Annotated in this window: 11 protein-coding genes; 6 read left to right on the top strand and 5 right to left on the bottom strand. The window is 69.5% G+C overall.

Going from position 1 to position 13,685, the window contains the following annotated elements:
• Nucleotide 1 precedes the first annotated feature (1 nt).
• From ACIA5D_RS41135 to rfbA, 3 genes are all read right to left on the bottom strand, one after another.
• Nucleotides 2-1,513, bottom strand: coding sequence for a sugar transferase (locus tag ACIA5D_RS41135; protein WP_396035976.1), 1,512 nt, complete (start codon nt 1,511-1,513; stop codon nt 2-4).
• 354 nt (nt 1,514-1,867) lie between these two features.
• The gene (locus ACIA5D_RS41130) at nt 1,868-2,467 is read right to left on the bottom strand and encodes a dTDP-4-dehydrorhamnose 3,5-epimerase family protein (protein ID WP_396035974.1); all 600 of its coding nucleotides are present in this window, start codon (nt 2,465-2,467) and stop codon (nt 1,868-1,870) included.
• Entirely contained in the window at nt 2,464-3,348 is an 885-nt protein-coding gene (gene rfbA / locus ACIA5D_RS41125) for a glucose-1-phosphate thymidylyltransferase RfbA (RefSeq protein ID WP_396035973.1), read from the bottom strand. Before rfbA ends, ACIA5D_RS41130 begins: the two co-directional genes overlap by 4 nt.
• Nucleotides 3,349-3,394: 46 nt before the next feature.
• Here rfbA and rfbB point away from each other — a divergent pair, with 46 nt between their 5' ends.
• The 4 genes from rfbB to ACIA5D_RS41105 all read left to right on the top strand — a co-directional run bounded on the left by rfbB (nt 3,395) and on the right by ACIA5D_RS41105 (nt 7,417).
• Nucleotides 3,395-4,372: a dTDP-glucose 4,6-dehydratase gene (gene rfbB, locus ACIA5D_RS41120; protein WP_396035972.1), complete on the top strand. Its 978-nt coding sequence runs from the start codon at nt 3,395-3,397 to the stop codon at nt 4,370-4,372.
• Nucleotides 4,372-5,220 carry a dTDP-4-dehydrorhamnose reductase gene (gene rfbD, locus ACIA5D_RS41115; RefSeq protein WP_396035971.1) on the top strand — a complete coding sequence of 283 codons (849 nt, stop codon included), beginning with the start codon at nt 4,372-4,374 and terminating at the stop codon, nt 5,218-5,220. The genes rfbB and rfbD overlap by 1 nt, the downstream gene beginning before the upstream one ends.
• A gap of 201 nt (nt 5,221-5,421) precedes the next feature.
• Nucleotides 5,422-5,700: a hypothetical protein gene (locus tag ACIA5D_RS41110; protein ID WP_396035970.1), complete on the top strand. Its 279-nt coding sequence runs from the start codon at nt 5,422-5,424 to the stop codon at nt 5,698-5,700.
• 142 nt (nt 5,701-5,842) lie between these two features.
• Nucleotides 5,843-7,417 (top strand): DHA2 family efflux MFS transporter permease subunit, encoded by a 1,575-nt coding sequence (locus ACIA5D_RS41105; protein ID WP_396035969.1) that lies wholly within the window; start codon nt 5,843-5,845, stop codon nt 7,415-7,417.
• Nucleotides 7,418-8,120: 703 nt separating this feature from the next.
• On the opposite strand, the gene ACIA5D_RS41100 is transcribed toward ACIA5D_RS41105, so the two are convergent.
• A complete protein-coding gene (locus ACIA5D_RS41100; RefSeq protein ID WP_396035968.1) occupies nt 8,121-10,259 on the bottom strand; it encodes a 3-hydroxyacyl-CoA dehydrogenase NAD-binding domain-containing protein in 2,139 nt (712 codons plus the stop codon).
• On the bottom strand, nt 10,256-11,470 hold the full coding sequence (locus ACIA5D_RS41095; protein ID WP_396035967.1) for an acetyl-CoA C-acetyltransferase: 1,215 nt from the start codon (nt 11,468-11,470) through the stop codon (nt 10,256-10,258). The genes ACIA5D_RS41100 and ACIA5D_RS41095 overlap by 4 nt, the downstream gene beginning before the upstream one ends.
• Before the next feature lie 89 nt (nt 11,471-11,559).
• On the opposite strand from ACIA5D_RS41095, the gene ACIA5D_RS41090 reads away from it, so the two are divergent.
• A complete protein-coding gene (locus ACIA5D_RS41090; protein WP_396035966.1) occupies nt 11,560-12,741 on the top strand; it encodes a TetR/AcrR family transcriptional regulator in 1,182 nt (393 codons plus the stop codon).
• Between the two features lie 102 nt (nt 12,742-12,843).
• Nucleotides 12,844-13,650, top strand: coding sequence for an oxygenase MpaB family protein (locus ACIA5D_RS41085; RefSeq protein WP_396035965.1), 807 nt, complete (start codon nt 12,844-12,846; stop codon nt 13,648-13,650).
• The last annotated feature ends 35 nt before the right edge of the window (nt 13,651-13,685 follow it).

Genomic DNA, 13,685 nt, shown 5'->3' with positions numbered 1-13,685 from the left:
GTCAGTAAGCACCTGAACTGCGCGCGACGGCGCTGACGGTACGGGCCAGGATCGCGAGGTCCATGGACAGGGACCAGTTCTCGACGTAGGTGAGGTCGAGCCGGATCGACTCGTCCCAGGACAGGTCGGACCGGCCCGACACCTGCCACAGGCCGGTCATGCCGGGCTTGACCGCGAGCCGCCGGCGCATGTCGGCGGGGTATCCGGCGACCTCGCGGGACAGCGGCGGGCGGGGGCCGACCAGCGACATGTCGCCCTTCAGCACGTTCATCAGCTGGGGCAGCTCGTCGAGCGAGAAGCGGCGCAGCCAGCGGCCGACCGGGGTGACCCGGGGGTCCTCGCGCATCTTGAACAGCTCGCCGTCGGTGTCGTTGAGGTTGCGCAGCTCCTGCAGGCGCGCCTCGGCGTTGACCACCATCGTGCGGAACTTGTAGAGCATGAACAGCTGGCCGTCCTTGCCGACCCGTTCCTGCTTGAAGATGGCCGGGCCGCGGCCATCGGGCCCGAACTTCACCAGAAGGGCGAGGGTGAGCAGCAACGGCGAGCTGAGCGCCAGCAACGCGAACGCGCCGGCCCGGTCGAAGGCGGTCTTGATGAGCCGGGCGCTGCCCTTGAGCCGCGGGTGCTCGACGTGCAGCATCGGCAGGCCGTCGACCGGGCGGATCGTGGTGCGGTCGCCGGCCACGTCGACCAGCGTGCTGGCCACGATCAGGTCGATCTCGTCCCGCTCGAGCTGCCAGGCGAGGCGGCGCAGCGCGGGACCGTCGATCTCGGGGCAGGAGAGCACGACCACCGTGTCGGCGCCGGAGAGGCTGACCGCGGCGGCCACGCCGTCGAAGTCGCCGTAGATCTCGGGCAGTCCGGCGATGGCGTCGGCGTCGCTGATCTGGCTCGCCGGCACGCAGGCGCCGAGGATGCCGAGGCCGTGGTGGCTCTCGCGGCGCAGCCGGCGGGTCATGTCGGCGACGGCCCGCGCGTGCCCGACCAGGATGACCCGGTGCAGACGGTTACCGTTGGCCCACGAACGGTGCAGCAATCGCCGATAGGCATATCGCGCGGCCAGGCCGAGCGCCGTGGCCAGCGGAACCGCGATTAGCACGTATCCGCGAGCCAAACGCAGGTCGAACGCGAAGGAAAAAATGGCCAGCGTAGCAGTCAGGCCTAGTCCGGATCGAACTACTCTCGCGTATTCGTCGGTGCCGACGAACAGGTGCCGGCCCTCGTGCGCCCGGTTGAGCGCCAGCACCGCGATCCAGGCGAGCGGGAAAAGCAACGTCAGCAGCAGATAGACCAGCAGGAACGGCGCCGGGCTGTAGTTCCCGAATCGGATGAAGAGCGCCGAGCAGGCCGCCACCAGCCCGACCGCGTAGTCGATGAGGTACAAGCCCCAGGCGTACCGGCCGCGCCAGTCGGGGCGCGGCGCGGCTCGGCGGAACTCGGGCCGCCGCACGGGTGTGAGCAGCGGTTCTTCCTGGGTGAGATCGACGGTGGATCTTGGGTCGATCGTCTGCACGCCTAGCCTCCGTCATTGATGGCGGTCAACCACGGTCCGTTTTTGTGCCTCTGTCGGACATGCCGGTCGAGCGAGTGTGTAACTAGTTCAGATTTTGACCGCCGGGTGGTGGCCCGTCGGACTCCAACGGAGAGCCTGCTTAATCGTGTGGGCCGCGCGCTACACCTTTCCGTGTGAGAGGAATGGCGAATCGGACGATGCCATTTCCAAATGCTGCGCAGGGCGGTCAAATCGGGCGTACCGGAACATTGCCATTTTTCGGAACTTAATGTTCCCTAAATGTTGCGATGGACCTGCAACTCATACTCCATCGCACGGTACGGGTCAATCGGCCGGAGGGGAAAGCGCTATGTATTAAATCCGACCACGTTCCGCGATAAATGTGTTACAGACCTCAAATTGCGGCAGCAGGCCCGTGGCCCGGGCCTCCGCGAGCGACGGCGCCGCTGCGTCCTTCGTGGACAGCGACGGGGCGGTCGTGGGCCAGGCGATGCCGAGCTCGGGGTCGAGCGGGTCGACGCCGTGCTCGTGCCCCGGGCGGTAGGTGCTCGAGCAGAGGTACGTCACCGTGGCGCCCTCGGTCAGCGAGCAGAACGCGTGTCCGAGGCCCTCGGCCAGGTACACGGCCTTGCGCTCCCGGTCGTCCAGCGGGACGGCCTCCCACGCGCCGAAGGTCGGCGAGCCCACCCGGATGTCCACGACCACGTCGAGGATCGCGCCGGACACACATGTCACGTACTTGGCCTGGCCGGGCGGCACGTCGGCGAAGTGGATGCCGCGCACGACGTCGCGCGCCGAGGTGGAGAGGTTGGCCTGTGCCAGGTCGAGCGGGTGCCCGACGACCTCGGCCAGCCTGTCGAAGCGGTACCACTCGAGGAACACGCCGCGGCCGTCGCCGTGCTGGACCGGGGTGATCTCGTAGGCGCCCTCGATGGTGAGCGGCCGGATCTTCACAGCGCACCCCCGAACCGGCCGGAGTCGAGCAGTCGCACCAGGTAATCGCCGTACCCGCTCTTGAGCAGCGGCGTCGCCAGGGAACGCAGGCCGTCGTCGGAGATGAAGCCGAGACGCCAGGCCGCCTCCTCGATGCAACCGATCTTGAGGCCCTGCCGCTCCTCGATGACCCGCACGTACTCCGACGCCTGCACCATCGACTGGAACGTGCCGGTGTCCAGCCAGACCGTGCCCCGGTCGAGGACGGTCACGTCGAGCCGGCCCTGGCGCAGGTACTCCTCGTTGACCGCGGTGATCTCCAGCTCGCCCCGCGCGCTGGGCACCAGCTTCTCCACGATCCGCACCACGTCGGCGTCGTAGAAGTAGAGGCCGGGAACGACGTATGTCGACTTGGGCTTGTCGGGTTTCTCCTCGATCGAGAGAACCTTGCCGTTGTCGTCGAACTCCACCACCCCGTAGCGCTCGGGGTCGGCCACCGGATAGGCGAAGACGCGGCCACCCGCGGGGGTAGAGAACCGGGCGAGCTGACGGCCCAGGCCCACGCCGTGGAAGATGTTGTCGCCCAGCACCAACGCGACCGGCTCGTCGCCGATGAAGTCTGCGCCGATCTTGAGCGCCTGGGCGATCCCGTCGGGGCTCGGCTGCACGGCGTAGGACAGGGAGAGCCCGAGCCCGCTGCCGTCGCCCAGCAGGCGCTGGAAGAGCGGCTGGTCCTCGGGGGTGGTGATCACGAGAATTTCCCGGATCCCCGCTGATACCAGAGTGGTAAGCGGGTAGTAAATCATCGGCTTGTCGAAGATCGGCATCAACTGTTTCGACATGGCCATGGTAATGGGCCACAGTCGTGAGCCGGTTCCACCGGCGAGCAGGATTCCGCGCACCGAAGGAGACTAGGCAGCACACGCAAGACGCGTACACTCGCCACCCGTGCAGATTTTCGTGACCGGGGGTGCCGGTTTCATCGGTTCGGCCTACGTTCGGGCCCTCTTGCAGGACGAATACGCCGGCGTCGCGGGCGCGACGGTGACGGTTCTGGACCTGTTGTCCTATTCCGGGAATCGGGACAACCTCCCAATGACGGATTCCCGACTGCGTTTCGTCCAGGGGGACATCACCGATTCGGCCCTTCTTCGCGAGCTGTTGCCCGGCCATGACGCGATCGTTCATTTCGCGGCCGAGTCCCATGTGGACCGTTCGATCGCCGGCGCGCTGCCGTTCGTGACGACCAACGTGCTGGGCACCCAGACGCTGCTCGACGAGGCCCGCGCCGCCGGGGTCGGCCGTTTCCTGCACGTTTCCACCGACGAGGTGTACGGCTCGATCGACGAGGGCTCGTGGACCGAGACGTGGCCGCTGACGCCGAACTCGCCGTACGCCGCCTCCAAGGCCGGCTCCGACCTGATGGCGCTGGCCGCCCACCGCACCCACGGCATGGACGTGGTGGTCACCCGCTGCTCCAACAACTACGGCACGCACCAGTTCCCCGAGAAGGTCATCCCGCTGTTCGTCACCAACCTGATCGACGGCATCCAGGTGCCGCTCTACGGCGACGGCGGCAACGTGCGCGACTGGCTGCACGTCACCGACCACTGCCGCGGCATCCAGCTGGCCCTCGAGAAGGGCCGCGCGGGCGAGGTCTACAACATCGGCGGCGGCACCGAGCTGAGCAACCGCGAGCTCACCGAGCGGTTGCTCGACGCGTGTGGCGCCGGCTGGGAGATGGTGCGGCCGGTGGCCGACCGCAAGGGTCACGACCGCCGCTACTCGCTCGACATCACCAAGATCAAAAACGAGCTCGGGTACGCGCCGCAGGTCACGCTCGATCAAGGGCTGGCCGACACGGTGGCGTGGTATCGCGCCAACCGTGCGTGGTGGGAGCCGCTCAAGGCCCGGGCCGCGCTCTGATGCGCTGGCTCGTCACCGGCGCCGGCGGCATGCTGGGCCGCGACCTGACCACCGCGCTGCGTGAGGCGGGGGAGGCGGATGTGGTCGCGGTGGCCCGAGCCGGCCTCGACATCACCGACCCCGCGGCCGTACGCGATGCGGTCCTCGGCGCCGACGTGGTGCTGAACGCGGCCGCGTGGACCGACGTCGACGGCGCCGAGACCGCGGAGGAGGCGGCCACGGCGGTCAACGGGCACGCCGTACGCGTGCTCGCCGAAACGGCCGGAAAGCGGCTGATCAGCGTTTCCACCGACTACGTCTTCGACGGCGCCGCCACCGCGCCGATCCCCGAACAGACCCCGCACGCCCCGATCAACGCCTACGGCCGCGGCAAGGCCGTCGGCGAGCAGGCGGTGCTCGCCGCCGGCGGGTACGTCGTGCGCACCGCCTGGCTGTACGGCGAGCACGGACCCAACTTCGTCCGCACCATGCTGCGGCTCGCCGCCGACCGGGACACCCTCGACGTGGTCGACGACCAGCACGGCTCGCCCACCTGGTCGCTCGCGCTCGCCCGCCAGCTCGTCGCGCTGGGCCGCGCCGCGGTCGCCGGCCGGGCCGAGCCGGGCGCCTACCACGGCACCGCGGCCGGATCGACCACCTGGTTCGGCCTCGCCCGGGCCGTCTTCGAGGAGGCCGGCCTCGACCCTTCGCGCGTCCGGCCCACGACCAGCGACCGGTTCGTGCGACCGGCGCGGCGCCCGGCGTACAGCGTGCTCGGCCACGACCGCTGGGCGGGCACCGGCGTCGACCCGCTGCCCGGGTGGCGCGCGATGCTCACCGAAGCGATGCCGTCGATGTCGGATAGGTGACCTCCGTATCCGGGCCATCCCCGTCCCCCTCTGTACCGAATAGCCGTCGGAGGACAGAACCCTTCCTGGCAATCCGACGTTTGTCAGGTATGGCCCGCAGGGGACAGGGGTTGCCGGTTCCGGTGGAAACCCGGAGGCGATCACTAGCGGACCAGGAGCACTCTGAGGCACGAACCGCACACGACATCGGAGATGATCGAAATGCGTAGCCAGCTTCTCGCCGCCCGCGCGGCCGCCCTGTTCGCCAGCGACCTGCCGACCGGCTCCCGCCCGGTCCCGTCCGCGGTCAACGCCGCGATCGCCTCGTCCGTCCACGCGTGCGGGGGCACCCGCGGCTGCGTGGCCATGATGGCCGCCGCCTACGGCGACTACCCCGAGACCTCGGCCCCGCGCATGCGCTGGGCGCTGAGCGTCGCGTCCATGGTCGTGGCAACAGGAGCCACCCGGCCCGAACCGGACAGGGAGCTCATCGCGGCGTGACCTCGCCGCCGGAGATTCGCGCCGCCTGAGATTTCGCTGAGTGATCGGGGTCACCCTGTCGGAAAACGGGATGCCCCACGAGCTGCATCGATGGCAGTATCCAGGCCATACACACAGTGATCGCGATCTCTGGAGCAACCTCGTGACTGATCAAGCGGCTGCTGCGCCGCCCGAGAAACTGGACGCCGCGGTATTCAAGATTGCCGGCGTCGTGGTGCTCGGCGCCGTGATGTCGATCCTCGACATCACCGTCGTGAGCGTCGCGCTGCCGACGTTCCAGCAAGAGTTCAACGCGACGTACGCCCAGGTTGCGTGGACCCTGACCGGCTACACCCTGGCCCTGGCCACCGTGATCCCGCTCAGCGGGTGGGCGGCCGACCGGTTCGGCACCAAGCGGCTCTACATGCTGGCCCTGTTGCTGTTCACCCTCGGCTCCGTGCTCTGCGCCACCGCCGACTCGATCGGGCAGCTCGTGGCCTACCGCGTGCTCCAGGGCCTCGGCGGCGGCATGCTGATGCCGCTCGGCATGACGATCATGACCCGCGCGGCCGGGCCCGCGCGGATCGGCCGGTTGATGGCCGTGCTCGGCATCCCGATGCTGCTCGGCCCGATCGGCGGCCCGATCCTGGGCGGCTGGCTGATCGAGGCGGCGAGCTGGCACTGGATCTTCCTGATCAACGTGCCGATCGGCGCGGTCGCCCTCGTCTACGCGTTCTTCGCCCTGCCGAAGGACAGCCCGGTGCCGTCCGAGTCGTTCGACTTCGTCGGCATGCTGCTGCTCTCGCCCGGCCTCGCACTGTTCCTGTTCGGCGTCTCGTCGCTGCCACAGGAGGGCACGATCACGGCGCCGAAGGTGTGGGTCACCATGCTGATCGGCGCGGTGATGATGGTCAGCTTCGTGTTCTACTCGTTCAAGCCCCGGCACCCGCTGCTCGACCTGCGGCTGTTCCGCAACCGGCGGCTGACGGTGTCAACGATCGCGCTGTTCGTGTTCATCATCGCGTTCATGGGCGCCGGCCTGCTGTTCCCCAGCTACTTCCTGCAGGTGCGCGGCGAGTCCACGCTGCACGCGGGTCTGCTGATGGCGCCGCAGGGCATCGGCGCGATGATCACCATGCCGATCGCCGGCACGCTCGCCGACCGCGTCCCGGTCGGCCGCACGGTCCCGTTCGCGATGGCGCTGATCGCGGTCGGCTTCTTCACCTTCACCCAGGTCGGCACCGACACGTCGTACGTGCTGCTGTGCGGCTCGCTGTTCGTGATGGGCCTCGGCATGGGCGGCACGATGATGCCGATCATGACCTCGGCGCTGCGGACGCTCCACCACGCCGACGTGGCCCGCGGATCCACGCTGGTCAACATCCTCCAGCAGATCGGCGGCTCGATCGGCACGGCGACCATGTCGGTGATCCTGACCAGCCAGCTCAACCAGTCGCCCGACATCCCGGGCGCGGTCAACCCGCAGACCGGCGAGCCCATCACCGAGGCGGGCGCCGCGATCGCCCACCAGCAGGGCGCCAACCTGCCGATCCCGCCCGACATCATCGAGCGCGGCCTGAACTTCGTGGCCGACTCGTTCGCCACGACCTTCACGGTCGGCTTCTTCCTGGTGCTGGCGACCTTCATCCCGATCGCCTTCTTGCCACGCAAGAAGGAGGCGGCTCCGGCCAGCACTGCGGGCGAGGGCGTCGCCGACGCCGCGGTGATGATGCACTGACGTGCCAAGTTCGGCCGCCCAGCGCGGCCGAACTTCCTACCTGCACGGCACACGCCGCGAACGCGGGGTGGGCGACCCGATGCTTCACCGCATCGCCGCCCCACCCCGCGTTCGCGTTCCCCCTCCACGGCGCCCGCCACCGCTTCGCTCGCCCGCCTGCCCGCTTGCGCGCCCGCCCGAGTGTCCGCTCGCTCGCCCGCGTGCCCACCGCCCGCGTGCCCGCCGCCCGCTTGCTCGCTCGGCCCGCGCCCGCCCGCTCACCCGCGATCTTGATAACTCTCTGCTCGAGGCCAACAGCAACTCTTCACAGCTGCGACTGCCGGCGCGCTTCCCATCCCGGCGTGGCCGTCCGCGGCGAGTTCTTGATGATTTGGCGCGGAGCTAACACCAGGTCTTCAAGGCTGCGCCGATGTTCTGCGTCGGCCCAGCGCAACAGGCCGCTGCTGGCGAAACCACCCGCGCGGGCAATGGCAGCCCAGCGTTGCCAGCCACGTGGCAGAACGAGCGACACACAGCCGGGCCACGCGGGACTCGGGCTGGGATGTGCGGCCGTTCGATGCTGGTTCCGACTGGGTCGCGGCCGCGGAGCTCTCGCCGGCGTGGGAGTTGCCCAGAAGCGCGGGCCCCCACCCCCGTCAGGGTCGAGGCCCGCGCAAGCCCGGCACGCGGTGAAGCCGCCGGGCTCAGGAGCGCCGTTGCGCTTTCAGGCGAAGATCTCCCCGGCCCGGGACTTGGCCAGCAGCAGCGCCGGCGGCGCGAACCGGTCCCCGTACCGCGCGGCCAGCTCGCGGGCACGGTCGACGAAGCCCGGCAGCCCGCCCGGGTACTGGTTGATGTACTGCAGCACCCCGCCCGTCCAGCCCGGGTACCCGATCCCGAGGATCGACCCGACGTTCGCCTCGGGCACCGAGTTCAGCACGCCCTCGTCCAGGCATTTCACGCTCTCGATCGCCTCGATGAACAGGAAGCGCTCCTTGAGGTCCTCGAACGGGACGCGCGTATCCGGCCGCGCGAACGCCGACAACCCGTCCCACAACCCGGTGCGCCTGCCGTCCTCGTACGTGTAGAAACCGGCATTCGACGAGCGGCCCGGACGCCCGAAATCGTCGATCATCCGGTCGAGGACCGCGTCCGCCGGATGCGGGATCCACGCGTCGCCGAGGGCCGCCTGGTACTCGCGGCGGATCTTGCGGGGGAGCGTCAGCGTGAGCTCGTCCATCAGCTGCAGGACCGGCGCCGGATACCCCGCCTGGCTGCTGGCCTGCTCGATGCTCGCCGCCGGCACCCCCTCGGCCAGCATCGCGATGCCCTCGTTGGTGAACGTGCCGATCACCCGGCTCGTGAAGAAGCCGCGGCTGTCGCCCACCACGATCGGGGTCTTTCGCAGGAGGCCAACTACGGAGAGTGCGCGCCGCAGCGCCTCGTCGCTCGTCTTCTCGCCGGGGATCACCTCGACCAGCGGCATCTTGTCGACGGGGGAGAAGAAGTGCAGGCCGATGAAGTCGCTCTGCCGGCGCACCCCCTCGGCGAGCACCGTGATCGGCAGGGTCGACGTGTTCGAGCAGAGCAGCGCGTGCGGCGCCACGATGTCCTCGATCTCGGCGAAGACCTTGTGCTTGAGCGCGATGTCCTCGAAGACCGCCTCGATCACCAGGTCCGCGCCGGCCAGATCGGCCAGGTCCGCGGTCGGCGTGATGCGATTGAGCAGGCCGCGGCCGTTACTCTCCGTGATTCGCTTGCGGTCGAGATCCTTGGCGACAAGCCTTTCCGCGTACGCCTTCCCGCGGCTCGCCGCCTCGGGGGAGACGTCGCGCAGCACCACGTCGACGCCGGCGCGGGCGCAGACGTACGCGATGGCCGCCCCCATCATGCCGGCGCCGAGCACCGCGACCTTGCGCACCGGCGGCATCTCGCCGACGTCGCGCCTGTTCACCGTGTTGAGGTCGTAGAAGAACGCCTGGATCATGTTCTTCACGGTCTGGCCGGTGGCGAGCGAGGCGAAGTAGCGGCTCTCGATGTCGAACGCGGTGTCGATGTCGAGCTGGGCGCCCTCGACGGCCGCGCAGAGGATGGCCTTGGGGGCGGGGTACGGCGCGCCCTTGAGCTTCTTCTGCAGATTGGCCGGGAAGGCCGGTAGTTGGACCAGGGGAATGCCGCCGGGGATCTTGTATCCGAGGCGGTCCCAGGGTTGCCGCGCGTCCGGATTGTCGCGGATCCAGGTCTTGGCGGCGGCCAGCAGAGCCTCGGGCGTGTCGACCAGCTCGTCGATCAGGCCGAGCTTTTGCGCGGCCGCCGCCCGATGCCGAACGCCGGTTAACAAAACCTCGGTCAGGGCGGTGGCCAGGCCGAGCAGCCGCACGGTGCGCACCACGCCGCCGCCCGCCGGTAGCAGACCCAGCGTGACCTCGGGGCAGCCGACCTCCAGCTTGGGGTCGTCGAGCAGCTTGGGGTCGTCGAGCGCGATCCGCCGATGACACGCGAGCGCGATCTCGAGCCCGCCGCCGAGCGCCGACCCGTTGAGCGCCGCCACCACGGGCCGCCCGAGCGTTTCGAGCCGGCGCAACTGCGCCTTCACTTCGGTGGCCTGCCGGATCGCCTCGTCGGCCTGGCCGGGCCCGATCTGCCGGAGCCGGTCGAGGTCGCCGCCCGCGAACCACGACTTCTTGGCGGACGTGACGATGACGCCGGTGATTTCGTCGCGAGACTCCTCGAGGCGCGCGACCGTGCCGGCCATGCTGCGGACGTACGCCTCGTTCATGGTGTTGGCGCCGCGCGCCGGATCATCCAGGGTGAGCACGACGATGCCGTCCTCGCCGCGTTCCCAGCGGATCGTACCGCTCATCGGATCACCTCCACGATCGTCGCCGCGCCCATGCCGCCTCCGATGCAGAGCGTGGCCAGGCCATAGCGGTCGCCGCGCCGTTCCAGTTCGTCGATCAGCGTGCCGATGATCATCGCGCCGGTCGCGCCGAGCGGGTGGCCGAGGGCGATCGCGCCGCCGTTGACGTTGACGATCTCGGGGTCGACCTTGAGGTCGTCGACGAAGTGCAGCACCGCGGCCGCGAACGCCTCGTTCATCTCGACCAGGTCGAGGTCGTCGACGGTGAGGCCGGCCCGGTCGAGGGCCTTGCGGCAGGCCGGCGCCGGCCCGGTCAGCATGATCGTCGGATCCGCGCCGCTGAGGGCGGCCGAGACGATGCGGGCCCGCGGGGTCAGCCCGGCTCGATCGCCGGCCTCCCGCGAGCCGACCAGCACCAGCGCGGCGCCGTCCACGATGCCCGACGAGTTGCCGGCCGTGTGCACGTGGTCGATCCGCTCGATCCAGTGGTATTTCTGCAGCGCCACCGCGTCGAAGAAGTCCATGGTCGCGAACGACGGCTTCAGCGCGCCGAGCCCGGCCATGGTGGTCTCGGGCCGCACGTGCTCGTCGTGGTCGAGCAGGACGAGGTCGTTGCGGTCACGGACCGGCACGACCGACCGTGCGAAGTAGCCGTTCGCCCAGGCCCGCGCCGCCCGTTGCTGCGACTTCAACGCGTACGCGTCGACGTCTTCCCGCGAGAATCCGTCCATCGTGGCGATCAGGTCGGCGCCGATGCCCTGCGGCACGAAGCCCGTGGCCAGGTTGGTCTCGGGGTCGAGCGCCCACGCGCCGCCGTCCGAGCCCATCGGCACCCGCGACATCGACTCGACGCCGCCGGCGAGGACCAGGTCTTCCCAGCCGGAGCGGACCTTCTGCGCGGCGAGGTTCACCGCCTCGAGCCCGGACGCGCAGAACCGGTTGACCTGCAGGCCGGACACGGTCTCGGGCAGGCCGGCCGCGAGCGCCGCGATCTTGGCGATGTCGGCGCCCTGCTCGCCGATCGGGGAGACGACGCCGAGCACCACGTCGTCGATGTCGGCCGGGTCGAGGGCCGGCGCCCGCCGGAGCAGCTCGTCGATGAGACCGGTGACCAGCGAGACCGGCTTCGCGCCGTGCAGCGACCCGGTCTTCTTTCCCCGCCCCCGCGGTGTGCGCAGGGCGTCGTAAACGTACGCCTCCTGGGTGCGAATCATGGTTAACTTTTTCTCGGATTTTGCCTCGTTGTCAAGGCTTCGGATATTCGTCAGACGCGAATCACCGCTAACTCGCGTACGCTGTTCGGGTGCAAAGCCCCACCGTCGGCCGGCAGCGGCCCAAGGACCGCAAGGACCGCATAGCGCAGGTCGCCGCCGAGCTCTTCTGCGAGCAGGGCTACCACGGCGTCAGCCTCGAAGAGATAGCCGGCGTCGTCGGCATCAGCGCCCCGGCGGTCTACCGGCACTTCGACAGCAAGTACGCGATCCTGGTCGCCGCCGGCCGTGGCCTGATCGACGCGACGCTGACCGCCACCGATCTTTCGTCGTCGGAGGACGCGTGGCTCGATCTCGAGGCGCTGCTGGCGGCGCTCGCCCGGCTGGCGGTGACGCACCGCCGGACGGCCGGACTCTACCAGTGGCAGTGGCGCTACCTGACCGACAAGCATGACGCCGAGTTCCGCGCCGACCTCGAAGTGCTGTTCCGCCGCATCGCCCTGCCCCTTCTCAACGAGCGTCCCGAGCTGGGTGTGGCCGACGCCGAGGCGATCACCCGGGCGACTCTCAGCGTTTTCGGCAGCCTCGCCACGCATCGGGCGGTGATCGCGAAGGGCAAGGCCGAGCAGTTGCTGCACCGGGCCGGCCGCGCGGTCATGCAGGCTTCGCCGCCCACGCCGATCTCGGGGCTCGAGCTCGGCGTTCTGCCCGTGTCGGTCCCGATCGGCGCCCGCCGCGAGATCATCCTGGCCGAATCGGTCCGGCTCTTCCGCTTGTACGGCTACCACGAAGTCAACGTCGAGCTGATCGGGCACGCCTCCGGCATCAACGCGTCCAGCGTGTACCGCTACTTTCCCGGCAAGGCCGACATCCTCGCTGCCGCCTTCTACCGCGCCTCCGAGCGGGTCACCGAGGCAACCGCCGCGGCCCTGTCCGGCGCGCGGGACGACGCCGACGCCCTGCGGCGCATGATCGAGTCGTACGTGGAGCTGACCTTCGAGCGCAGCGACCTCGTCACGGTCTACCTCGCCGAGAACAACAACCTGCCCGAGGGCGACCGGCACGAGCTGCGCAAGGTGCAGCGGCTGCACGTGGAGGAATGGGTGCGGCTGCTGGTCGCGGTCCGGCCCGAGCTCACGGCTTCGGAGGCGCGCGTGCTGACGCACGCCGCGCTGAACGTGGTGACCGACCTGAGCAGGTGGGTGTACTTCGATCGGCGTACCGGGATGAACCGTCACCTCGTCCGGCTCATGGGTGTCGTCCTCAACGCATAAGTTAATCCGTCTTCTCAGCCACCGGGGTTCTGAGGTGCGAAAATATCGCGCCATACGCTCGGCGGTCTTCACAAGAAGTTAACCGTCGTTTACGTTGCCGGAATGGAAGACGGACTCTTCGGCGACGACGCGGTCATCAGGCGGGTGGCCCGCGAGGGGCTGTTGCTCGCCGGCGGCGGCCGGGCGACGTTGCTGCAGATCGCCCACCCCGGCGTCGCCCAGGGGGTGTACGACCACAGCGACTTTGCCGACCGCCCGCTCGACCGCCTGCGCGCCACGATGAGCTACGTCTACGGAGTGCTCTTCGGTACCTGCGAGGAGGCGCGCGCGATCAGCCGCGCCGTCGCCGCCATGCACCGCCGGGTGACCGGCCCCGGCTATTTCGCCGACGACCCCGGTCTGCAGATCTGGGTCAACGCCACGCTCTACGACACCGCGATGGTGCTCTACCAGCGCGTCGTCCGCCCGCTGGCCGAGGCCGACGCCGACGTCTGCTACCAGCAGTACAGCGTCCTGGCCACCTCGATCGGGTGTCCCGCCGGCGCCTGGCCCGCCGATCGCGCCGCCTTCGCCACCTACTGGGACCACATGATCGGCACGCTGCGCGTCAGCGCCGAGGCCCAGGTGATCGCCAACGCGCTCCTGTGGCCGCGCAACCTGCCGGTCGCGCTGCGGCCCGGCGTACCGCTCAACCGCTTCGTCACCATCGGGCTGCTCCCGGCGCCGATCCGGGAGGGCTACCACTTCTCGTGGCCGCCGCGCCGGCAGCGGCTGCTGGACCGCGGCCTGGCCGCCATGTCGGTCGTCTATCCACACCTGCCGCACCGAATCCGCGACGCGGCGAAGGACCACTACCTCAACGATCTCCGCCGGCGCCACTCCCGGCGGCGCAACCCGATAGCGACCTGAATTCTTGCTTGCTTCGATGGCTGAGGAGGCCGCGT

The sequence above is a fragment of the Actinoplanes sp. NPDC051513 genome (genome assembly GCF_044454685.1).
Lineage (GTDB): Bacteria > Actinomycetota > Actinomycetes > Mycobacteriales > Micromonosporaceae > Actinoplanes.
This window is presented reverse-complemented; position numbering and strand designations above follow the sequence as displayed.

What these genes read in the sequence shown, in the direction of transcription:
- rfbD (WP_396035971.1), top strand. Translation starts at nt 4,372, where the DNA reads ATGCGCTGGCTCGTCACCGGCGCCGGCGGCATGCTGGGCCGCGACCTG.
- ACIA5D_RS41110 (WP_396035970.1), top strand. Translation starts at nt 5,422, where the DNA reads ATGCGTAGCCAGCTTCTCGCCGCCCGCGCGGCCGCCCTGTTCGCCAGC.
- ACIA5D_RS41100 (WP_396035968.1), bottom strand. Translation starts at nt 10,259, where the DNA reads ATGAGCGGTACGATCCGCTGGGAACGCGGCGAGGACGGCATCGTCGTG.
- ACIA5D_RS41095 (WP_396035967.1), bottom strand. Translation starts at nt 11,470, where the DNA reads ATGATTCGCACCCAGGAGGCGTACGTTTACGACGCCCTGCGCACACCG.
- ACIA5D_RS41085 (WP_396035965.1), top strand. Translation starts at nt 12,844, where the DNA reads ATGGAAGACGGACTCTTCGGCGACGACGCGGTCATCAGGCGGGTGGCC.